This window comes from Streptomyces sp. NPDC025721 (genome assembly GCF_055558595.1).
The window spans coordinates 44,088-65,416 of the sequence record NZ_JBVHMF010000034.1; the positions used below are offsets into that span (position 1 = coordinate 44,088).

Here is a 21,329-nt window from a genome sequence, read left to right on the forward strand (position 1 = left end):
CTTCCGCGATGACGACGGCTGAGGACGACCGGGCGCGTGGCGGTTCCTGACAACGTAGTCATCATGGTGATCGGCTACGCCGTCGACTCCAACTATGGTGCTGCTACCCTCAACTCGCAAGCCACAAAGTGCAATTCGCAGAATGAGCCAGGGCGGCGGGAGACTGCGGGGCAACATGGCACACTGCGGCGAGCACTGAACATTCGCACGGGGAGGTAGCAATGGCGGCCACCGACAATGGGTGGGGCGGCGGCCCTCCTACGGTGCTGCGGATGATACTGGGACGCCAGTTGGAGGAGCTCAGATCCCGCGCCGGCGTCTCATTCGAGCAGGCCGGCGAGGTCATCGGGGTGAGCCATTCGACGATCCGCCGGATGGAACAGGCCAAGGTGGCACGGCTGCGGCTGTCCGACGTCGAGAAGCTGCTGCGCACCTACGGCATCACGGAAACGGCCGAAATCGAGACCTTCCTCGAACTCGCCCGCGAGGCCAACAAGCACGGCTGGTGGCACACCTACCGCGACGTGATGCCCGACTGGTTCGGCGCCTATCTCAGCCTGGAGCAGGCGGCGGTCCACATCCGCGCGTACGAGGCGCAGTTCATCCCCGGCCTGCTCCAGACCGAGGAGTACGCGCACGCGCTGCTCACCGCGGGCGACCCGCAGGCGTCGGCCGAGGACATCGACCGCAGGGTCGCCCTGCGGCTGACCCGGCAGCAGATCCTGACCCGTGCCCAACCCCCGCTGCTGTGGGCGGTGATGGACGAAACGGTGCTGCACTGGCCGGTCGGCGGACCGAAGGTGATGCGCGCTCAGATCGACCATCTGCTGGAGATCGGCGAACTGCCGAACGTACGCCTTCAGATGATGCCCTTCACCAACGGGCCGCACCCGGCGACCCGCGCGGGGGCCTTCCAGCTCTTCCGGTTCGAGGCCGCGGAACTGCCCGATGTCGTCTATCTCGGCGGCCTGATCGGGTCGACCTACCTCGACAAGCAGGACGAGGTCGCCGCGTACCGCGAGGCCATGGACCGGCTCGCCGCCCAGGCGGCGCAGGAGAAGAAGACCAAGGCACTGCTGGGTGCCCTACGCAAGGAGCTCTGACGTGGATCACATTCGCAACGGCATGAGTGCCGCCGACCTCGGGCCCCACGGCTGGCACAAGCCGTGGAGCGACGATGCCGGCGGAGCGTGCGTCGAGGCGATGAAGCTGCCCGACGGCCGGGTGGCGCTGCGCCAGTCCACCGATCCGGGCGGCCCCGCACTGATCTACAACCGCCGGGAGATCGAGAGTTTCATCCGGGGCACCAAGGCGGGCGACGCCGACTTCCTGCTCCAGCAGTGACGCCAGGCCGCGCCAGCGGCACCACCGCACATCGACAAGGAAATCCGGAGGACCGCGTGCCCGAGAACGGCTGGCCGGCCGACCGTATCGACACCAAGAACCCGCACCCGGCACGGGTGTACGACTACATCCTCGGCGGCAAGGACTACTACCCTCCCGACCGCGAGGCGGGCGACGCGATGGTGGAGGTGTGGCCGTCGATCGTGCCGCACATGCTGGAGAACCGGAAGTTCATGCACCGCGCCACGCGCTACCTGGCGCAGGAGGCGGGCATCCGGCAGTTCGTCGACATCGGCACCGGCATACCGACCCGGCCGAACGTGCACGAGGTCGCGCAGTCCATCGCCCCCGAGTCGCGGGTGGTGTACGTGGACAACGACCCGATCGTGCTCACGCTCTCGGCGGGCCTGTCCTCCAGCACTCCCGAGGGGCGGACCGAGTACATCGAGGCGGACATGCGGGACCCCGCCGCGATCCTCGGCTCGCCGCAGTTCCGCGAGACCATCGACCTCGGCAAGCCGGTGGGCCTGACGTTCATCGCGATCGTCCACCTGATCATGGACGAGGACGACCCGCTCGGCATCGTCCACCGCCTGCTGGACCCGCTGCCGTCCGGCAGCTACCTCGCGATGTCGATCGGCACGGACGACTTCGCGCCGGAGGAGGTCGGGCGCGTGAACGCCGAGTACACCGCGCGCGGCATGCCGATGCGGCTGCGGAATCTCAGCGAGGCGCAGGCGTACTTCGAGGGCCTGGAGCTGGTGGAGCCGGGCATCACGCAGGTGCACCGCTGGCGGCCGGACGACTCCGTCGACCCCGCGGTGCGGGACGAGCAGATCGCGATGTACGGAGCGGTCGCCCGTAAGCCCTGATCGCCTCCCGTTCCCCTGTGGCCTGGTCTCCGGTGACGCCGGAGGCCGGGCCGCGACGCGTTTCAGGGGGGCGCTGCCGCGTCCCGGACAGGGGGCAGTGCGGCAGTCCGGGAGCCGGGAGCCGGGAGCCCGACGTAATGACATTCGTTTCCATTAAGGTACGGTGGGGCCGGTCGCCGGGGCATCGGCGGCGGTCGTCCGGGCCGTCGCGGGCCCTCGCGAGTCCGCAACCGCCCTGGAGGCACCGTGTCCGCCCACTGCCGGCTCACCGGGCGCAAGCCCGGTTTCGGCAACGCCATCTCCCACTCCCATCGGCGCACACCGCGCCGCTTCGACCCCAATATCCAGCGCAAGCGCTACTGGCTGGCCTCCGAGGGCCGCTTCGTCCGGCTGACGCTCAGCACGAAGGGCATCAAGACCGTCGACCGGATCGGCGTCGAGGCGGCCGTCGCCCGGCTGCGCGCCCGCGGGGAGAAGGTCTGATGGCCAAGAAGAGCAAGATCGCGAAGAACGAGCAGCGTCAGGCGGTGGTCGCCCGATACGCGGCACGCCGGGCCGAGTTGAAGCGAATCATCGCCTCCCCCGCCACCACGCCCGGCGAACGTGCCTCCGCGCAGGCCGAGTTGGGCCGACAGCCGCGCGACGCGAGCGCCACCCGGGTTCGCAACCGGGACGCGGTGGACGGCCGCCCGCGCGGCTACTTCCGCGCCTTCGGCATCTCACGGGTCCGGCTGCGCGAGCAGGCGCACGCGGGGTTCCTGCCGGGCGTGCGCAAATCGAGCTGGTAGCTGTCCCTCCCTCGCGCCTCAGCTCAACTTCCGTGTGTCCAGGCGTAGATGGCGCGCTTGTAGGAGCTGGGCATGTTCAGCTCGGGGATGCTGTCGAGCGGGAAGAGCGCGGACTCCTTGTGCTCCTCGGCCGTCGGCGGCGGCTGGTCGGGCGGCAGCAGCGAACAGCCGTATGTGACGACCAGGACGCGACGGCCGGGCGCGGTCTCGTGGATCCACACCCCGTCGTCGATGAGGCCGTCGGCCTCGACCAGCCAGCCGGTCCTCTCCAGCACCTGGCGTTCGACGGCGGATTCGGGGCTGTCGTCGGGCCGTCGTCCGGTCTGCTCGGCGCCCGACTCCAGGTGCCCGCCGGGGAGTTCCCACTCCTCGCGGTCGTTCCTCGACAGCAGGACACGGCCACGCGCGTCGAGCACCACGGCCTTGACGGACACCGGCCACACAGGCGGCTGATACGGCATGGAAATCCTCATGGGGCGAAGGGACTTCGCGGGACCGTAGCACGCGGAGGTCAGCCGGTGTGATCGTCGTGCGGGGCCGCGCGGCCCGGACCCCGTGCCGCTCGGGCACGGGGTCCGGGCGCCGCCGGAGGCGGGCGCGGTCGAGGGCGGCGGGTCTCAGAAAGTGGCCGCCGGGTTGACCTCGGACTTGGTGATGCCCGTGCCGGGCACGTCCCACTTCGCGAAGATCTTCGTGTAGGTGCCGTCGGCGATCAGCTTGTTCACGGCGTCGCTGAGCGCCTTGCCGATCGGTGAGCCCTTCGCCGTCACGAATCCGACCGGCGTGGTGCTGATCTGGCCGAGGTACTTCGTGTGGGGCACATGCGTGGCGTCGTACTTCAGTGCCAGCGTCGGGCCGAAGTAGATGTCCACCTTGCCGTTCGCCAGCCCCAGGAAGATGGGGGCGGAGTCGGTGAAGTACTGCACCTTGTACGGCTTCTTCCCGGCGCCCGAGCACTTCGAGGCGCCGTCGGTGAGGATCTGCTGGAAGGTGGAGCCGGGGCTGGTCGCCACGGTCAGCCCGCAGAGGTCGGTGAGCTGGGTGACCGAGTCGACGGGCACGTCCTCGGCGCCGAGGAAGGACTGGCCGTCGTTGAGGTAGGTCGCGAAGTCCACGACCTCCACGCGGGCCTTGGTGACACCGAAGTTGTCCTGGCCGACGTCGTACCGGCCGTTCTGCACACCGGGGATGACGGTCGGGAAGGTGCCGTACTGCACCTTCCACGTGATGCCGAGCACCTTGCCGACGGCGTTGCGCAGGTCGACGTCGAGGCCGATGGGCGTGCCGTCCTCGCTCTCGCCGCCGTGCGGGAGGCCGGTGACGCCCGGCGCGCGGGTGGTGCCCAGGGTGAGCGTGCCGCTGCTCTTCGCCGCGGCGGGCAGCTCCGCCGTCAGCGCGGGGTCGGCCGCGATGCCCGAGACGACGTCCTCGGTCGGGATGGCGGTCGATCCGGCCGACGCGGACGACGACGAGGTGGCGCCGGCTGCCCGGGACTTCGGCGTGCCCGAGTCGTCGGACGAGTCACCGCAGGCGGTCAGCAGGGCGAGGCCGATGACGGCGGCGAGCGTGGCGGCGGCCGGCCGCGGGAGACGGCGGGCGGGGCGTCTTTCGGTGGTCACGGGGGTGCCTTTCGCAGCGGGGTCGAGACGAGTGCGGGCAGGTGTGTGCGCGGCCTGGCGTGAACCGCGCGACGGCGAGCGTCAATTGGAGGAGTGCGGGGGCGATGCGGGACCGGCGCTACAGGACGGCCGCGAGGAAGGACCGCGCCCGGGGGTGGCGGGGGTCGGCGAGGACGTCGGCGGGCGGCCCCGACTCGATGATCCGGCCGCCGTCGAGGAAGGCGACGGTGTCGGCGACCTCGCGGGCGAAGCCGATTTCGTGGGTGACGACGATCATCGTCATCCCGCTCACCGCGAGGTCCTTCATCACGGCGAGGACGTCGCCGACGAGTTCGGGGTCGAGGGCGCTGGTGGGCTCGTCGAAGAGCAGCAGTCTCGGCTCCATCGCGAGCGCGCGGGCGATGGCGACGCGTTGCTGCTGACCGCCGGACATCTGCCGGGGGTAGGAGTCCTCGCGTCCGCCGAGCCCCACCTGTTCCAGCAGGGCGCGCGCCCGGACCGCCGCCTGTTTGCGCGGCACGCCGCGCACCGCGACCGGCGCTTCCGTGATGTTCTCCAGCACCGTCATGTGCGGAAAGAGGTTGAACTGCTGGAAGACCATGCCGACATGGGCGCGCTGCCGGGTGATCGAGCGGGCGCGCAGTTCGTGCAGTCGGCCGCGGCCCGGCCGGTAGCCGACGATGTCGCCGCCGACCTCGACGAAGCCCGCGTCGGGCCGCTCCAGGTGGTTGACGCAGCGCAGCAGCGTGGATTTCCCGGAGCCGGAGGGGCCGAGCAGGACGGTCACCTCGCCCTCGTGGACATCCATGTCGACGCTGTCGAGGACGAGTTGCGTGCCGAAGCTCTTGCGCAGGCCGCGGATCCTGACCAGCGGGCGTCCGTCGTCGGTCATGACAGACCCGCCAGGTCGGTCCTGGTCCGGCCGAACACGGGGATGTTGGCGCGGGTGACCTCCCAGAAGCCGCGCTTGGGACCACCGCCGCCACCGCGACCGCTGCCGCGCGCGTAGTACCGCTCGACGTAGAACTGGCCGATCGACAGCAGCGTGGTGAGGATGACGTACCAGACGGTGGCCACCAGCAGCAGCGGCATGATGAGGAAGTTCTGGTTGTAGATCAACTGGGCCGAATACAGCAGGTCCTGGACGGCGATGACGCTCACGATGGAGGTCGCCTTCAGCATGCCGATCAGCAGGTTGCCGGAGGCGGGGATGATCGCGGGCATGGCCTGCGGGAGCACGATCTTGCGGAAGATCCGGCCGTTGCCGAGGCCGAGCGCCTGCGCGGCCTCGCTCTGTCCCGGGTCGACGGACAGGATGCCGCCCCTGACGATCTCGGAGGAGAAGGCGGCCACGTCGAGGGTGAGGCCGACGTAGGCGGCGAGGATGCCGCTGAACAGGTGGGCGGTCTTGACGGTGACGAATTCGTGGCCGAAGGGGATGCCGAGCGATATCCGCGGGTACAGCGAGGCGAGTTCGTACCAGAAGAGGAGTTGCACCAGCGGCGGCACCGAGCGCAGCAGCCAGACGTAGCCGAAGCTCAGGGCGCGCAGGACGGGGTTGCGGGACAGGCGCATCGCGGCGATGCCGATGCCGAGGAGGTAGCCGCTGGCCATGACGGCGCCCGTCAGCCACAGCGTGAGTTCCAGGCCGTGCAGGATCGATCCGCGCAGGAAGTAGTCGCCGACGGTGCCCCATTGGAACCGCTTGTTGGTCAGCAGGGTGTGCACCAGCATGGCGAACAGCACCAACAGGACCAGCGCGGAGACCCATTGGCCCGGCCTGCGCAGTGGTACGAGCCTGGCGGCGAGCAATTCGTCGTCCGTGGGGCGGCGGTCGAGGGCGCGCGGCGCGCGGGTCTTCCCCGGTTCGGCCGGTGGTGGGGGGTCTTCGGGCACAGCGCGTAGGCGCTGGAAGGTGTCCTGGTGCTCCATGATCGGTGCTTCCCGTCTGGATGTGCGGTCGCGGCAGCGCGCGTACGGCGTCAACGGCCCCGTGCTGCGGGCGGGTTGACGTCGGGAAACGGCGGCGGGGAGGGCGAGCGCGCGGGGGTGTGCGGGGGTGTGCGGGCGCGCGTCGGCGAACGGCTACGCGCCGCCGTGCGGGAAGCGGGGTCGACGTCCCGACGGGACGTGCGGACCTGCGGGCTCCTGGACGGTCAGCGGGCCGGGAGGGTTTCCGGACACAGGGCGCTGCTCACGCGCAGCAGGTCGACGTGGCGCCTGGCCACGTGGAGCTGGAAGGACCCGCCGGGGCGGGGTGTGCCGCCGCTGTCGTGTGCGCCGCGCATGCCCGTCCCCTCTCTCGCGTCGGTCCTGCCGGAAAACAGCAATCACGGTAACCGGCCCGTGCCGTGGGGACAATGCCCGCGCGAGTGACGGAGATCGCACGCGGGACACGCATGAAGCGCCGTCCCGTACGGCCGACCCGGCGTTATCCGGCGTCCGGCGCCCCGAACGTCCGCAGTCCGGCGTCGATGAGGTTCGCGGCACGGTGAACGTCGACGGTGACCGCGTCCCGCACCTGGCCGGGCGTCCGGGTCCCGTCGAGGTGGCGGCCGAGGCTGCGGAACTGCACGGGCCACAGCCCGAGCAGTGCGGTGGCCGTGATCTGCGGCTCCGGGTCGCCGGGCTCCGCGCCGGTCCTGCGGGCGAGCAGTCCTGCGGTGACGGCGACGAGTTCGTCGCGGATCTCCCGTTGCTGGGCGCGCAGCGAGGGGGTCGAGTGGATGAGCGCGCCGAAGCGACGGAAGTCCGCGGCGGCGCCGGCCCGGTCGTCCTGGGCGGCGAGCCAGGAGGTGACGCTCGCCAACTCGTCGGCCAGGACCCGCAGCGCCGCCGCGACCGGTGAGAAGCCGGGCGCGGGGTCGGAGAGCGCCACTTCCAGCGAGGCCGCGGTCGCCTGCGGCAGGTCCAGGATCAGCGATTCCTTGGTCGGGAAGTAGTTGAAGACCGTCTTCTCCGACACCCCGCACGCCTCGGCGATTTCGGCGACCCGTACGGCGTCGAAGCCGCGCTCCACGAACATCCGCGTCGCCGCGTCGGAGAGCTGCTGCCGCATCAGGCGCTTCTTGCGCTCGCGCAGCCCCTCACCCTCGGGCTCCCCCGCGGCGGGCGCGCGCAGCACCGTCCAGTTCACCGTGCCCCTGCTCATGTGCACAGCATAGTGCGGGAGCATAATTTATTCTGCTACTGTAAATTTACAGTGACGGTAACTAAGGGGAGGCGCATCACCATGAAGACCTGGCAACTGGTCAACATCCTTCTGTCGGCCGCGGTCTCGGGGATGTTCTGGGGTCCCTGGCTCGCCCTCACCCGGTCCATGCCGCGCTTCGAGCCGGACTTCATGCTGCCGCTCGTGCGGAGGCTGAGCCGGAACATGGCCCAGGTGATGACCGTGCTCATGCCCGCGGCGCTGCTGTCCGCGGTTCCCGTCCTGGTGCTGTCCTACGACGGGCACCGCCGCACGTTCTTCCTCACATTGGCGGCACTCGCGCTGTTCGTCGTCGCCCTGGTGGTGACGGCAGCCGTCGAGGTCCCGATCGTCACGCGCATCGGGAGCTGGACGGTCGACACCCTTCCCGACGACTGGCAGGAGCTCCGGGACCGCTGGGGCCGCTTCCACCTCGTACGCATAGGCGCGTCGGTGACCGGGGTCGCTCTCGTACTGGTCGCCGCGGTCTACTGAGCGCTCGTTCTCGGTACGGCACGCCGGTTCTGGCCGAGCGCCGCCGGTCGAGTGTCGAAGTCTTCGCCCGGCTCATCGACCGGCTGCCCCCCGACGAGGCGGCGGCGCTGGCCGCCGCCGTCCCCGCGCTCGAACGCCTCCGCGCCCTGGACGACGCGCAGCGCGAGCCCGGCCCCGCCTGACCGGCGTCAGCGGCGTCAGCGGCGTCAGCGGCGTCAGCGGCGGTGGAGCGTCTGCACCGCCTCGATCAGCACCTTCGGGTCGTGGCCGCCCTTGTGGACGGGCGGGGGCTGCCGCTCGAGACCGAGCAGTCCCGCCACGGCGGTCCACGCGGTGCGCACCGAGTACTCCACGGTGAAGACGACGTCGTCGGGCACTTCCGCGTACTGCCCGATGAAGGCCAGGTTGGTGGAACCCTCGGGGACCACCTGGGGGCGGTCGCCCGCGGAGCGGACCAGGAACTGGCTGGTGATGTACGGCATCATCGCCGGGATCACGATCGAGTCGTCCAGGATGCGCGGGCGCTCGGCGAACCGCAGGTGCTGAAGGACCTCGTCCAGGATCTCGCGGCCGGTGCACCGCGCCATCGGCTTGCCGACGAAGTCGCCCTCCCGGTCGGGGAAGAGCGCGTAACCCCACCAGACGTACGTGTCCTCGGGCTGCTCACGGAAGTGCGGCTGGTGGTTGAGGACGATGGTCAGCAGCCACGTGGAGTCCTTGAACGTGATCAGGCCGCCCTTGCCCGCCTCGCTGCCGCTGAACTCCTCCATCAGCTCGAAGAAGAGCGGGTCCTTGGTCGTGACCGTGAACGACTCCCAGGTGGAGTCCTTGACGGAGGAGTCGAACACCTTCGGGTCGCCGAGCCCGCGGCGCTTGGCGGCCAGCGTCTCCCACAGCGCCCAGGACCCGGCGGTGCTCGTGGTGTCCAGGACGGGCACGGTGTCGGTGTCGCCGAGGGTGGAGTTCGCGGTCATCGAACCGTTGGTGACCATCACCAGGTCGTCGGGGCCGACCGCCGTCTCCTCGGTCGCGCCGCCGCGCACCCAGGTGATGGCCTCCACGGTGAGCTCGTCGCCCGGCGCGAGCCGCAGATCGGTGACGCGGGTGCCCAACTGCACGACGACGCCCTGGTCGGCGAGCCACTTCATCAGTGGGCGCACGATCGAGTCGAACTGGTTGAACCGCGTGCGGTAGATCCCCGACATGCTGTCGAAGGTCTTGAACAGGTGCACGAAGCGGTTCAGATAGCGGCGGAACTCGATCGCGCTGTGCCAGGGCTCGAAGGCGAAGGTGGTGCACCACATCGCCCAGAAGTTGGTGTGGAAGAACTCCTCGTGGAAGCAGTCCGCGATGCGCTTGCCGTCCAGCAGCTTCTCCGGGGTCGCCACGCACGCCACCAACTCCAGCCGGTCGCGCTCGGAGAAGGTCATCGAGTGCGCGTCGATCACCTTCCCTTCCGCGTCCACCAGCCGGGCGTGGTCGTTCCAGGCGAAGTCCTCGTGGAAGGCGAAGGTGTCCTCGGTGACGGACTTGGTGGGGTCGTCGAGGGAGGGGACGGAGGACAGCAGGTCATAGGTGCAGTCGAAGTGCACCTCGAACATCCGGCCGCCGCGCATGGTGTAGCCGCTCTCGGGCGTGCCCGCCGCGTCCAGGCTGCCGCCCTCGCGGTCCTGCTCCTCCAGGATCACGATGTCGGAGCCCGTGAATCCGCCCTCGCGGATCAGGAACGCCGCCGCCGAGAGCGACGCGATTCCGCTTCCCACCAGATATGCCTTGGCCACAGCCACTCCTCGATCGGTGTCGTTCGTTACGTCGGAACGTTCGGTGCGTCGGTGTTGGTCAGTGCGTCGGTGTTGGTCGGTGCGTCGCGCAGGTACGTCGGAGCAGGTACGCCGGGCACGTCACGGCCTCAGAGGCGGGCCCCGGTCAGGTGGGCGTAGACGACGACATTGCCCAGGTACTGCTGCCGCTTCTTGTCGAATCCGCCGCCGCAGGTGATCAGGCGCAGCTCCGGCCGGGAGGCGGGGCCGTAGACCTTGTTGTTCGGGAAGTCCTTGGCCGCGTAGACCTCGATGGCGTCGATCGTGAACAGGGCGGTACGGCCGTCCTGGCGGTCCACCTCGACGGCGGCGCCCTTCTTGAGCGCGCCGAGGTTGTAGAAGACGGCGGAGCCCTGCCGGGTGTCGACGTGACCGGCGAGGATCGCGGTGCCGACGGCTCCGGGCGCCGTACCGCCCCGGTACCAGCCCGCCAGATTCCGGTTGTCGTCCGGCGGCGCGTCGAGGTGGCCGTCCTGTCGCAGGTCGAGGCCGGTCACCGGGGCGTCGAGGCGGATGGAGGGAATCCGGACCTCGGTCGGCACCGAGGGCGGCAGCACCGTGATCGCCGGGACGCCGGGCCGCGTCGGCGCGGGGCTCGGCGTGTCGTCCTGCGCCGCGAACGCCTGGGCTGCGCCCGGCTGCGGCGGGGGCGTCTGCGACTGGGCACCGTTGCTGATCAGGGTGATCCCAACGGACACCGCGACCGTCGTCAGCACGGTCAGCGCGATACGGCGGAGCAGGCCGCTGCCTGCGGGGGCGTTGTGGTCCACGGGGTCTGCCTGTCTGACGTCACGTACGGGTGAGGCGGCTCGGGCTGCCGAAAGACGCGGCCTGCCGGGGGAAGCGGCCAATCGGATGACGCGGCGAGAAGGCGCCGGGGCGCGGCCCCGCACCGCGCGGTACGACCACGGGGTACGGGGCACGGGTGCGACCGCGGCGGGCCGGCGAGGCCGTGACGGCCGGTGACCAGGACCGCGTCAGGGCTGCGTCAGGGCTGCGCGCCCCGCGTCGGCGACCTCGCGTTGGACCTTCGTCAGACCTGGCCACCGGCGCGGCGGCGGCGCAGTACGAGGGTGCCCGCGCCGACGACACCGAGCAGACCGGCGCCGAGCGCGATCTCGGTGGTGTTGCCGCCCTCGCTCGTGCTGCCGATGCCGGTGTGCACGGTGCCGGACGGGACCTTGGCGTCCGGGCAGACGCGCGAGGCGTCGGAGGCCGTGACGTTGACCTGGTTCTCCAGCGCGGAGAGGTTGTCCTGCTCGGCGGTGCCGGGGTGGCCGCCCGCCGCGACCTGCTTCTTGTAGTCCGCCAGCGCGGCGTCGTAGTCGGCCTGCGCCTTGTCGGCGGCGGCCACCGCCTTGGTGCACTCGGCCGTGGTCTGCGGCAGCGCGGCGGCGTGAGCGGCAGGAGCGGCCAGCGCGATGCTCGCACCGAGAACGGCGGTGCCCAGAAGCGTGTTGATCGAACGCATGAGTGATCCTCCAGCGAGTCCGGACGCGGATGCCGGTGCACCGCAACGGGGGAAATCCGTGCTCGCCCTTCCGAGGCAACCCGGCGGCCGGGCACCGCGCCTGCTGACAACCCGTCACTTCTGGCGGCATCCGGCAGCGTGTCGCGCTCGACATGCGGCAATTCCACAGGTCAGCGTGGTATCGCGGCTCCGCCCGACGCTCCGTCACTCGGATCGCCGAATGGGTGAGTCCGCGCGGGCACGCGTCCGGCCTCGTATCCAGGCGGCATCCGACCCCGTACCCGAGCCCGCACCCGGCCGTGAGCCCGGCCTCCGCTCCCGGCGCATGCGACCGCCGGTCGGATCCAGCCGCGCCGGGTCGCGACCACCCCGGCCTGGAAGCGGTTGGTGACCCCGAGACGTCCGTCCAGGCCGCTCATCCGGCGGCGCATCGTACGGATGGACCAGCCGAGCTGACGGGCGATGGCCTCGTCCTTCAGGGCCGCCGACCAGCAGCGACAGCACCAGCCGGTCCTCCCCGGCCGGCGGGTCCTCGGCCGGGGCGTTCAGCGGGGCGGCCCGCTGCCAGCACAGCTGCCAGTAGTCGGCTACCAGCGGCTGGACTCCGTCGGCGGCTGGACCACCACCGACGGCGGCGGGCACTGGAAGGGGCTGCGCAAGGACGACGTCTACCGCGCCGTCGTGGCCGATCCGAACCGGCGCGGCCGGATCTGGCGCGGCGGCTACGGCGGCGTCTTCTGCTCCGACGACTTCGGCGTCACGCTCACCAAGGCGGCGGGCGTCGAGGCGAGGAAGGCGTCGCGCAGGGCCGCGAGGCGGTCCCGCGGCAGCCCGGCGGGGGCGAAGAAGGCGTGGCCAAGGTCCAGCACGGCGCTCAGCGCGTGCAGGGCGTCCAGCCGCGGGCCGGGGAGCGGGGTTCAACGTGTCGGCGATGTGGCGGCACCTGGAGGCGCGGGCGCTACGGGAGGGACCCGCCGCTCCCCCGTTGGCGCCGGTTCCGCAACGCCGACAGCCGCGCCTCCGCGCAGGGCGGGGCACGGCTGTCGGTCCGTCAAGTCACCGCTACAGAAGGGGCGTTCAGGACACGGAGTCCCGTTCGCGATCCGTCGTGAAGTCGGCGTGCAGCCTGCGGGTGTGGTCCACCGTGCGGGCCGGGCCGGTCAGGGCGCAGACGACGGTGAGCCGCAGATCGGTGGAGGAGGCGCCGAGCCGCAGCTCCAACTCCCCCGGTTCCACGACGCGTCGGCCGTCGCGGCCGGTGAACGCGGCCAGGTCGGCGGGCACGGTGACCTCGACGCGGGCCGACTCGCCGGGCGCGAGGGCGACCCGGTGGTAGCCGACCAGTCGCTGCACGGGCTGCACGACCGAGGCGACCGGGTCGTGGAGGTAGAGCTGGACGACCTCGGTGCCGTCCCGACGACCGGTGTTGCGCACGGTGAAGGCGAGCGCGATCTCCCCGTCCGTCCCGGTGTGCAGGCGCGGCACGTCCAGGTCCGTCCACTGGAATCGGGTGTACGTCAGCCCGTGACCGAAGGCGAAGGCCGCGGTGGGGTCGATGCTGGAGACCTCGCTGGCCTTGCCGAGCCGCGCCGCCAGATACGTGGACGGCTGGACGCCGGGGCGGCGCGGGACGCTGACGGGCAGTCGGCCGGAGGGCTCGACCCGGCCGCTGAGGATTCCGGCGACAGCGGCGGTGCCCTCCTCGCCGGGGAAGAAGGACTGCACGACGGCGGCGGCCTCGGTGGCGGCGCGGCCGAGCGCGTAGGGCCGCCCGGCCAGCAGGGTGACGATCAACGGGGTGCCGGTGCCCGCGAGCGTGTCCAGCAGGGTGTCGAGGAGCTGCTGCTGCACGCCGGGCAGCGTCAGCGACTCCGCGTCGCAGCCCTCGCCGCTGGTGCCGCGTCCGAACAGGCCCGCCCGGTCGCCGAGGGCGAGGACGACGGCGTCCGCGCCGCGTGCCACCCGGACCGCCTCGGCGAAGCCGTCGGTGTCCGCGCCGTCGATGCTCGCGCCGAGCGCCGAGACGATCCGCGCGCCGGGGAATTCGGCGACCAACGCCTCGCGCAGGGTGGGCAGTTCGATGCCGAGCGGGGTGTCGGGGTGCTGTCCGCCGACGTGTACGGGGAAGGCGTAGCAGCCCAGCACGGCGGTGGGGGTGTGGGCGTTGGGGCCGATGACGGCGATGGTCGCGGGGCGGTCCAGCGGCAGGGTGTCGCCGTCGTTGCGCAGCAGGACGACGCTCTGCTCGGCGACCTGCCGGGCGATGGCGCGGTTGGCGGGCGGGTCGAGGTCGACCCGGCCGCGCAGCGCCTCGGTGTCGATCCCGGCGTCGGTGAGGTCGGCCGTACCGTCGACGGAGGCTGTGCCGTCGACGGAGGCCGTGCCAAGGCCCTTGAGGGCGGCGGGAGTCGGGTCCCAGTCGGCGTCGAGGAGTCCGAGCTGTGCCTTCTGGATCAGCACCCGGCGTACCGCGCGGTCGACGAGGGCTTCGGGCACCTTCCCGTCGGCGACGGCCTTGAGCAGGGGTTCGCCGTACGCCTTCACGGTGGGCAGTTCGACGTCCACGCCGGCCGCGAGGGCGGCGCCCGCCGCTTCGCCGAGGGTGCCCGCCACGCCGTGCAGCGTCTGGAGGAAGGCGATGCCGAAGTAGTCGGCGACCACGGTGCCGGTGAACCCCCAGGTGTCCCGCAGGAGTCCGGTCAGCAGAAGTTCGTCGGCGGCGGAGGGGACGCCGTCGGTGTCGGTGTAGGCGTGCATGACCGAGCGCACCCCGCTCTCCCGGATCGCCATCTCGAACGGCGGCAGGATCACGTCGGCGCGCTCCCGTACGCCCATACCGACCGGGGCGAGATTGCGGCCCGCGGTGGAGGCGGAGTAGCCCGCGAAGTGCTTGAGGGTGGCGACGACTCCGGCGGACTCCAGGCCCTGGACGTAGGCGGTGCCGAGGGTCCCGACGAGGTACGGGTCCTCTCCGATCGTCTCCTCGACGCGGCCCCAGCGGGCGTCGCGCACCACGTCGAGGACCGGGGCCAGGCCCTGGTGCACGCCGACCGAGCGCATGTCGTCGCCGATGGCGCGGGCCATGCGGCGGATCAGCGCGCGGTCGAAGGTGGCGCCCCAGGCCAGCGGTACGGGGTAGGCGGTGGCGCCCCAGGCGGCGAAACCGGCCAGGCACTCCTCGTGGGCGAGCGCGGGGATGCCGAAGCGGTTGGCCCCGGCGATGGCGCGCTGGGTGCGCAGCAGCGACAGCGCGCCGAGCGCGGGGTCGACCGGCGCGGTCCCGAACGACCGGGTGAGCTGCCCGAGTCCTTGCGGCAGCAGCGCCTCCAGGTCGACCGGCGCTTCCATCTCGTGCTGGAACGGGGCGACTTCGCCGCCGTCGTCGGACGCTCCGACCCAGACGCCGACGAGTTGCGCGGCCTTCTCCCGCAAGGTCATCGCGGAGATCAGCGCGTCGGCCCGCAGTTCGGGGGCCAGGTCGGGGTCGCGCCAGGGTTCGGTGACGGGTTCTGTCTCTTCGACCACGGTGTCGGTCACTTTCCTCCGACGCCCATGAGGCCCTGGACCAGGGCGCGCCGGGCGAACAGGTAGACGATGAAGATGGGCAGCATCGACAGCACCACCGCGGCCAGCAGGCCGGGGACGTCGATGCCGTGCTCTGTCTGGAAGTTGTAGAGGCCGAGGGTGATGACCTTGGACGAGTCGGACTGCGTCAGGACCAGCGGGAACAGGAAGCCGTTCCAGGACTGGAGCGCGGAGAAGACCACGATGGTGGACAGGCCGCCCTTGGACAGCGGCAGCACGAGCTGGAAGAAGACCCGCCAGGGCGCGGCGCCGTCCATCGCCATGGCCTCGTAGAGGTCGGGGGTGATGTCGCGCATGACGCCGGACAGGATCAGCGCGCACACCGGCATGGAGAACGCGGCGGTCGGCAGGATGACGCCGATGAGGTTGTCGTAGAGACCGGCCTTGGTGATGACGTAGAACATCGGCACGATCACGGCCTGCGCGGGGATGGCCAGGCCCAGCAGGAAGACCCGGAAGACGCCGGTGGTGAGGCGCCCTCGGCCGCGGACGATCGCGTACGCCAGCGGCGGCACGAGCAGCAGCACGATGGCGACGACGGCGAGGGTGACCAGCAGGGTGTTGAGGAAGTACTGGCCGAAGCCGTTGTGGAAGTCCTGCGTGTAGTTCTTCAGCGTGAAGTGGCGGGGGAAGCCCAGCGGGCCGCTCTTGAAGTAGTCGCTGCGGCTCTGGAGGGTCGCGGCGAGCATCACGTACAGCGGCAGGCCCACGAGGAAGAGCCAGACCAGGGAGCCGAGCCCGGCCAGGTAGTTGGGGCGGCGGCGGTTGGTTCGGCGTGTCATCACAGGCCCTCCGCCGAGCTGCGCATCTTGTCGTATCCGGAGACCTTGACGACGATCAGCGAGACGATCGTGGCGATCACGACGAGGACCAGGGCGATGGCGGAACCGCCGCCGAAGTCGAAGCTCTTGAACGCCTTTTGGTACATGTAGTAGGCGCTGATGGTGGTGTCGGTGCCGGGGCCGCCCTGGGTGAGGATCAGCACGGTGTCGAAGGTGGTGAGGCCGCCGACGACCATCAGGATCATCGAGGTGATCATGGTGTTGCGCAGTTGCGGCAGGGTGATGTGCCAGAACTGCCGGATGGTTCCCGCGCCGTCGATGGCCGCCGCCTGGTAGAGCACGGGCGGGACGGCGCGCGCGGCGCCCTGGTAGATCAGGGTGTGGAACGGGGTGTACTGCCAGGCGCCGACGAAGACGAGCACGCCGATGGCGCCGGACCGCATGCCGAGCAGATTTCCGTCCCCGAAGAGCCATCTGGCCTGTGCGGGCACACCGAAGTTGGGGTCGAGCATCGCCCGCCACAGGACCGAGATCGCGGTGGCCGACAGCAGCAGCGGGATGAAGTAGACCGCCGAGAGGATCGCGCGGTTGCGCTGGTGGCCCGCGGCCCAGACGCCGAGCAGCAGGCTCAGCGGTGTCTGGATCACGACGCCGAGCACCGTGATCAGCGCGCTGAGCCACAGGCTCTGGATCATGGTGTGGTCGTGGATCAGCGCCTTCCAGTTGGCCACGCCCGCCCACTGGGGTGAGCCGAGTCCGTCCCAGCTCGTGAAGGACAGCACGGCGACCAGCAGCAGCGGAACGACGGCGAAGCAGACGAAGAACAAGGTGGCGGGAACCGCCCAGGCCAGACCTGGGCGGGTCACCGCGGAGCCGGAGCGGCGGCTCATCCCGGCCCGGTGGGCCGTGCCGCTCCGTGCCGCAGGGGGCGATGTGGTGATCATGTGGAGGGTTCCCTGGTCAGGACGACGGCAGGGCCTGCATGGCCTTGATGAACCCGTCGGCGTCGAGCTTGCCGTCGAAGAACTGCTGGACCGCCGTGTGCATCGCGGTGCTCGCCGACTGCGGGTACGCCTGGTCCCAGGAGAGCTGGAAGGACTTCGCGTCCTTGACCAGGTTGTACTGGTACTTGGAGTAGGCGGGATCGGCCGAGGTGTCGAGGAACTTCTCGGTGTTCCTCGTCGTCGGCAGATTGCCGATGCCGAGCTGTGCCTGCACGAATTCGTCGCTGTACTGGAGCTTGAGGAATTCGGCTATCGCGTCCGGGTACTTGGTCTTCTTCAGCACCGAGTAGAAGTTGTTGGTGTTGCCCACCACGTCGGTCGGGTCGCCGACGCCGCCGGTCACGGTCGGGAAGGTGCTGAAGCCGAGGTCGTTCTTGGCGAAGTCGGCGTTGGCGTCCTGCTGGGTGGAGTAGTACCAGGAGCCCATCAGCTCGAACCCGGCCTTGCCGGTGGCGACCAGGGCCGCGGAGCCGTTGTCGGTGAACTTCACCGAGTCGTAGTTGGTGCCGAAGGCACCGGCGTCGACCAGCTCCTTGAGCATCGACAGCGCCTTCTTGCTGTCGGCGCTGGCCCAGGCGCTCTTGTCGCCCGCGAGCGCCTTCTCGAACAGGCCGGGGCCCGCGACGCGGTCGTAGACGTACTCGTACCACATCAGGGTCGGCCACTGGTCGCCGCCGCCGAGCGCGATCGGGGTGATGTGCTTGGACTTCAGGACCTTGACCGCGTTGAGCAGGTCGTCCCACGTCTTGGGCTCGGTCAGGCCCGCGTCGGCCAGCACCTTCTTGTTGTTGAAGAGCAGGACGGGCTGGGTGCCGCGCATCGGGATGCCGTAGGGCTTGCCGTCCACCTTGGCGCTGTCGAACACCGACGTCAGGAAGTTGTTCTTGAGCCCCGGGTCCTTGGCGATCATCTCGTCCAGCGGCAGCAGAAGCCCCTTTTTGACGAAGGGGGCGATGCTGCCGCCGCCCCAGTTGAAGAAGACGTCGGGCGCCTGCTTGGTGCTGATGAGCGTCTGCAGCTTCTGCTGGTAATCCGCGCCGGGGATGGTGTCGAGGACCGCCTTGACCTTGGACGTCTTGTTGAACGTCGCGACGATCTGCTTCTCGACCTTGTTGGTCGCGTCCCCGTAGACCAGCACGTGGAACGAGCCGGCGCCGCCCGAGTCACCGCCGCTGCTGCCGCCACAGGCGGCCAGGGACATTCCGAGCACGAGCGCCACGCCGCCGGCCAGGGCTCTGGCGGTCGCGGCGCGGGAGAGCAATGCGCGCTTCTTCATCGGTCCAGCCTTTCGAAAGATTCGGCATTATCGCCGAAATTTGCTGCGCGCTGTGACGGTAAAGTGCGCCCGGAGAGGGGGTCAAGGCTCGCGTCACGGGTTACCAAAGCGTGACCCAACACCCGATCGGGCCACCGAACTGACGCGGTGTCGGCTTCGACAGTTTCGAGAAAGATGTCGGAACACGGGACGAGACCGGCGAGCGGGGCCGACGGCGGGCCGGACGCGGGGGCGGCCCTGCCGCACCGTTTCAATGACGTTTCAATTCCGCACCGCGACAATGCGAATCCTTGGCCGAAGGATGTATTGACCCCCAGCTCAATCGCGCCATAGGTTCAGCGGCGCCGAATTGAATCGTTCTTAGTGGTGCGGGCTGCGGGACGCGGCTCGTGGAACACCTGGAGCCCTCTTGTCCTCTGCGCATCCCCTCCGTGGCACGCTCTCCCGACGGTCGGTCCGCATCGCGCAGGCCGTCGCCGTCGTCGGCGCGCTCACCGCGACCATGGCCCTGTCGGGGCCGGCCTCCGCCAACTCCCCCCACTCCGCCTCCTGGCGGAAGTACGTACGGGCACCGTCGAGCCGCGAGGTGCGGCCGGTCGCCGTGACGGCCACCACCGGCGACGTCGCCCACCCTCAGGGCGTCCTCGGCAAGGGCACCGCCACCCTCAACAGGCCCGCCCCCAAGCCCAAGCCGACGTGGCCGGCCGACACCACGGCCGCCGCCTCCTCGTACCACGACGGCAACAACGGCAACGACGGCAAGCCCCGTACCTACGTGCCGGGCAACGCGGTCGACGGCGACACCGACACGTTCTGGAACGACGCGAACGCGGCCACGTATCCCGCCTGGCTGGAGATCACCAGCCCCACCCCGGTCACGCTCCCCGGCATCACGGTGCTGTCCAACAGCGACGGCGTCCCGCAGGACTTCACCGTCGAGACCTGGGACGGCTCGGCCTGGACCACCCGCGCCACCGTCACCGGCAACTCCGACGTGCGGCGCGCGGTCGCCTTCTCCTCGTCCGTGACCACCGCGCGGGTGCGGATCACCGTGACCAAGGACCAGTCCTCGGGCAAGGGCGAGTACACCAGGATCAACGAGGTGTGGCCGGGGCTGGTCGCCGCCGAGCCGGTGCCCAGCGTCACGCTCGACTTCGGCAAGGTCGTCTCCGGCTACCCCCGGATCAGCTTCGCGGGCGCCTCGGACAACAGCCCCGGCGTGCGGGTGGCCTTCTCCGAGACGCTCGACTATCTCACCGACCGCTCCGACTACACGCGCTCCGACGTCTCCGGCGGCCCCGGCACCGATCAGTACGCGGTCCCCCGGCAGGGCGGGATCTGGACCGACCACAAGAGCTGCCTGAGCGGTACGAAGGTGTGCGCCGACGGTCTGCACGGCTTCCGCTACATGAGGATCAGCCTGGACGCGCTCCCCTCCGACGCGCCGCTCGCGCAGCCGTCGGGCACCGTGCGGATCGACGGTGTCTCGCTCGACTTCACCCCGTTCCTCGGCACGCCGGACTCCTACACCGGCTGGTTCGAGTCCTCGGACGCCGAGCTGAACCAGTACTGGTACGACGCCTCGTACACCAACGAACTGGTCACCGACACCTTCCGGTCGGACGACGTCGACCCGCGCAACGCCGACAGCCCGACGCTGGACGGCAAGCTCGTGCTGCACGACGGCGCCAAGCGCGACCGCGACCCGTACGTGGGCGATGTCGCGGTCTCCGGCCGCACCACGTATCTGACCCATGACGCGGCGGTCGCCGCCAAGAACGTGCTGGCCGACCTCGCCGACCACCAGCGCGGCGACGGCTGGATACCGCCCGCCTCGATCAACACCTACACGCTCCCGCTGTTCGACTACCCGCTGTGGTGGGTGACCAGTAGCTGGGACTACGTGCTGTACACCGGCGACACGGCCTACGCCCGCGACTACTACGCCAACCTGGTCAAGACGCTGGACAGTTGGTACCCGAGCGTCACCGACGCCAACGGCCTGCTGTCCAAGGGCCTGAACGGCACCGGCGGTTACGGCGACTACGCCTTCCTGCCCCGCAGCGGCGAGGTCACCTACTACAACACCCTCTACGTCCAGGCGCTCAAGGACGCTGCGGCGCTGGCGACGTCACTGGGCCACGGCGCGGACGCCGACCGCTGGCAGAAGCGCGCCGCCACCGTGAGCACGGCGATCAACACCCGTCTGTGGGACAGCGCCGCGGGCGCCTATCTCGACTCGGCGACCGGCGCGGTACGGCACGGGCAGGACGGCAACGGCCTGGCCGTGGTCGCCGGGGTCGCCGACCCGACGCGCGCCGCCTCGGCGCTCGACCACCTGTCCCGGACCACCGCCCAGCCGTACGGCAACGCCTTCATGGACGACAACACCCTGGTCCCGGACGGCTCCCAGCGGGTCTACGCCTTCACCTCGTACCCCGAGATCCAGGCCCGTTTCCTGGCGGGCAAGGCCGACTCCGCCATCGACGAGATCAAGCGGCTGTACGGCTGGATGGCAGGTCACGGGCCCGGCATCACCGACTGGGAGGGCATCGGCCCGGGCGGTTCGATGTACGAGGGCGGCTTCACCTCGGCGGCGCACGGCTGGTCGACCGGGGTGGTCCCGGCACTGACCAACGACCTGCTCGGCGCGACGCCCGTCACTCCCGGCTTCGCCACTTGGAGCGTCGCACCGCACCCGGGCTCCGTCACCTGGGCGCGCGGTCAACTTCCCACGCTGCACGGTCCGTTGACCGTCGGCTGGAAGCGCGGCGGCGGTGACCGGCAGTTCACGCTCGACCTGACGGCGCCCAAGGGGACGTCCGGTGTCGTCGACCTGCCCGCGGCGGGCACGCGCGTCACCGTCAAGGTCGACGGCCGGGTCGCCTGGGACGGCTCGGGGGCGCACGCCTTCCAGGCCATGCTCAAGGACGGCCGGGTGACACTGCGCGGCATCCCGGCGGGCAGCCACACGATCACGGTGACCGGCAAGGCGTCCTGAACCGTCCGCCGCACACGCCCTCTCCCGGACCGGCGCCTCGGCCGGGCCGGGAGCGGCCGGTCTCAGGAGCGGGCCGGGAGAG

20 protein-coding genes and 1 pseudogene are annotated in these 21,329 nt (G+C 70.5%); 7 read left to right on the plus strand and 14 right to left on the minus strand.

The annotated features are described in order from the left end of the window. Positions 1-221 precede the first annotated feature (221 nt). The 5 genes from ACZ4EF_RS32895 (at position 222) to rpsN (ending at position 3,004) form a co-directional block, all read left to right on the plus strand. Positions 222-1,103 (plus strand): helix-turn-helix domain-containing protein, encoded by an 882-nt coding sequence (locus ACZ4EF_RS32895; protein WP_402712028.1) that lies wholly within the window; start codon positions 222-224, stop codon positions 1,101-1,103. A 1-nt stretch (position 1,104) separates the two neighbouring features. After that, positions 1,105-1,344 carry a DUF397 domain-containing protein gene (locus tag ACZ4EF_RS32900; protein WP_317452483.1) on the plus strand — a complete coding sequence of 80 codons (240 nt, stop codon included), beginning with the start codon at positions 1,105-1,107 and terminating at the stop codon, positions 1,342-1,344. 56 nt (positions 1,345-1,400) lie between these two features. Then, positions 1,401-2,216, plus strand: coding sequence for an SAM-dependent methyltransferase (locus tag ACZ4EF_RS32905; protein ID WP_391045445.1), 816 nt, complete (start codon positions 1,401-1,403; stop codon positions 2,214-2,216). 246 nt (positions 2,217-2,462) lie between these two features. Next, positions 2,463-2,699 carry a 50S ribosomal protein L28 gene (gene rpmB, locus ACZ4EF_RS32910; protein ID WP_467507790.1) on the plus strand — a complete coding sequence of 79 codons (237 nt, stop codon included), beginning with the start codon at positions 2,463-2,465 and terminating at the stop codon, positions 2,697-2,699. Then, the gene (gene rpsN / locus ACZ4EF_RS32915) at positions 2,699-3,004 is read left to right on the plus strand and encodes a 30S ribosomal protein S14 (RefSeq protein WP_391045451.1); all 306 of its coding nucleotides are present in this window, start codon (positions 2,699-2,701) and stop codon (positions 3,002-3,004) included. Before rpmB ends, rpsN begins: the two co-directional genes overlap by 1 nt. A gap of 23 nt (positions 3,005-3,027) precedes the next feature. On the opposite strand, the gene ACZ4EF_RS32920 is transcribed toward rpsN, so the two are convergent. The 6 genes from ACZ4EF_RS32920 to ACZ4EF_RS32945 form a co-directional block, all read right to left on the minus strand. Then, positions 3,028-3,477 carry an NUDIX domain-containing protein gene (locus ACZ4EF_RS32920; RefSeq protein ID WP_467507792.1) on the minus strand — a complete coding sequence of 150 codons (450 nt, stop codon included), beginning with the start codon at positions 3,475-3,477 and terminating at the stop codon, positions 3,028-3,030. 144 nt (positions 3,478-3,621) lie between these two features. Continuing rightward, positions 3,622-4,623, minus strand: a complete 1,002-nt coding sequence (locus tag ACZ4EF_RS32925; protein WP_467507794.1) for an ABC transporter substrate-binding protein — start codon at positions 4,621-4,623, stop codon at positions 3,622-3,624. 118 nt (positions 4,624-4,741) lie between these two features. Then, entirely contained in the window at positions 4,742-5,494 is a 753-nt protein-coding gene (locus tag ACZ4EF_RS32930; protein WP_355345777.1) for an amino acid ABC transporter ATP-binding protein, read from the minus strand. Positions 5,495-5,511: 17 nt separating this feature from the next. Then, positions 5,512-6,555, minus strand: coding sequence for an amino acid ABC transporter permease (locus ACZ4EF_RS32935; protein WP_355345709.1), 1,044 nt, complete (start codon positions 6,553-6,555; stop codon positions 5,512-5,514). Between the two features lie 224 nt (positions 6,556-6,779). Then, a complete protein-coding gene (locus ACZ4EF_RS32940; RefSeq protein WP_355345712.1) occupies positions 6,780-6,911 on the minus strand; it encodes a putative leader peptide in 132 nt (43 codons plus the stop codon). Positions 6,912-7,054: 143 nt separating this feature from the next. Beyond that, positions 7,055-7,774 carry a TetR/AcrR family transcriptional regulator gene (locus ACZ4EF_RS32945; protein WP_355345715.1) on the minus strand — a complete coding sequence of 240 codons (720 nt, stop codon included), beginning with the start codon at positions 7,772-7,774 and terminating at the stop codon, positions 7,055-7,057. Between the two features lie 81 nt (positions 7,775-7,855). Here ACZ4EF_RS32945 and ACZ4EF_RS32950 point away from each other — a divergent pair, with 81 nt between their 5' ends. Continuing rightward, positions 7,856-8,308 (plus strand): anthrone oxygenase family protein, encoded by a 453-nt coding sequence (locus tag ACZ4EF_RS32950; protein ID WP_391162103.1) that lies wholly within the window; start codon positions 7,856-7,858, stop codon positions 8,306-8,308. Positions 8,309-8,523: 215 nt separating this feature from the next. Here the strand turns inward: ACZ4EF_RS32950 and ACZ4EF_RS32955 are convergent. From ACZ4EF_RS32955 to ACZ4EF_RS32990, 8 genes and pseudogenes are all read right to left on the minus strand, one after another. Continuing rightward, positions 8,524-10,107: pseudogene (locus tag ACZ4EF_RS32955) on the minus strand (oleate hydratase); the annotation flags it as partial. Between the two features lie 110 nt (positions 10,108-10,217). Continuing rightward, entirely contained in the window at positions 10,218-10,898 is a 681-nt protein-coding gene (locus ACZ4EF_RS32960; RefSeq protein ID WP_355345724.1) for a class F sortase, read from the minus strand. Between the two features lie 263 nt (positions 10,899-11,161). Beyond that, positions 11,162-11,599, minus strand: a complete 438-nt coding sequence (locus ACZ4EF_RS32965; RefSeq protein ID WP_467507797.1) for a hypothetical protein — start codon at positions 11,597-11,599, stop codon at positions 11,162-11,164. Between the two features lie 722 nt (positions 11,600-12,321). Continuing rightward, positions 12,322-12,468, minus strand: coding sequence for a hypothetical protein (locus ACZ4EF_RS32970; RefSeq protein WP_401722454.1), 147 nt, complete (start codon positions 12,466-12,468; stop codon positions 12,322-12,324). A gap of 208 nt (positions 12,469-12,676) precedes the next feature. Further along, positions 12,677-15,136, minus strand: coding sequence for a beta-xylosidase/alpha-l-arabinosidase (locus tag ACZ4EF_RS32975; RefSeq protein WP_467507799.1), 2,460 nt, complete (start codon positions 15,134-15,136; stop codon positions 12,677-12,679). Then, positions 15,133-15,966 carry a carbohydrate ABC transporter permease gene (locus tag ACZ4EF_RS32980; protein WP_467507801.1) on the minus strand — a complete coding sequence of 278 codons (834 nt, stop codon included), beginning with the start codon at positions 15,964-15,966 and terminating at the stop codon, positions 15,133-15,135. Before ACZ4EF_RS32980 ends, ACZ4EF_RS32975 begins: the two co-directional genes overlap by 4 nt. Further along, positions 15,966-16,907 (minus strand): carbohydrate ABC transporter permease, encoded by a 942-nt coding sequence (locus ACZ4EF_RS32985; protein WP_391162227.1) that lies wholly within the window; start codon positions 16,905-16,907, stop codon positions 15,966-15,968. The genes ACZ4EF_RS32980 and ACZ4EF_RS32985 overlap by 1 nt, the downstream gene beginning before the upstream one ends. A 19-nt stretch (positions 16,908-16,926) precedes the next feature. Further along, positions 16,927-18,246: an ABC transporter substrate-binding protein gene (locus ACZ4EF_RS32990; RefSeq protein ID WP_355345733.1), complete on the minus strand. Its 1,320-nt coding sequence runs from the start codon at positions 18,244-18,246 to the stop codon at positions 16,927-16,929. 409 nt (positions 18,247-18,655) lie between these two features. Here ACZ4EF_RS32990 and ACZ4EF_RS32995 point away from each other — a divergent pair, with 409 nt between their 5' ends. Further along, a complete protein-coding gene (locus ACZ4EF_RS32995) occupies positions 18,656-21,247 on the plus strand; it encodes an alpha-L-rhamnosidase-related protein (protein ID WP_467507803.1) in 2,592 nt (863 codons plus the stop codon). Positions 21,248-21,329 lie beyond the last annotated feature (82 nt).

Bases quoted from the DNA above. Each gene is read 5' to 3' on its own strand.
- ACZ4EF_RS32920 (WP_467507792.1), bottom strand. From the start codon at position 3,477: ATGAGGATTTCCATGCCGTATCAGCCGCCTGTGTGGCCGGTGTCCGTC.
- rpsN (WP_391045451.1), top strand. From the start codon at position 2,699: ATGGCCAAGAAGAGCAAGATCGCGAAGAACGAGCAGCGTCAGGCGGTG.
- ACZ4EF_RS32950 (WP_391162103.1), top strand. From the start codon at position 7,856: ATGAAGACCTGGCAACTGGTCAACATCCTTCTGTCGGCCGCGGTCTCG.
- ACZ4EF_RS32945 (WP_355345715.1), bottom strand. From the start codon at position 7,774: ATGAGCAGGGGCACGGTGAACTGGACGGTGCTGCGCGCGCCCGCCGCG.
- ACZ4EF_RS32965 (WP_467507797.1), bottom strand. From the start codon at position 11,599: ATGCGTTCGATCAACACGCTTCTGGGCACCGCCGTTCTCGGTGCGAGC.
- ACZ4EF_RS32990 (WP_355345733.1), bottom strand. From the start codon at position 18,246: ATGAAGAAGCGCGCATTGCTCTCCCGCGCCGCGACCGCCAGAGCCCTG.
- ACZ4EF_RS32935 (WP_355345709.1), bottom strand. From the start codon at position 6,555: ATGGAGCACCAGGACACCTTCCAGCGCCTACGCGCTGTGCCCGAAGAC.
- ACZ4EF_RS32940 (WP_355345712.1), bottom strand. From the start codon at position 6,911: ATGCGCGGCGCACACGACAGCGGCGGCACACCCCGCCCCGGCGGGTCC.
- ACZ4EF_RS32980 (WP_467507801.1), bottom strand. From the start codon at position 15,966: ATGACACGCCGAACCAACCGCCGCCGCCCCAACTACCTGGCCGGGCTC.
- ACZ4EF_RS32895 (WP_402712028.1), top strand. From the start codon at position 222: ATGGCGGCCACCGACAATGGGTGGGGCGGCGGCCCTCCTACGGTGCTG.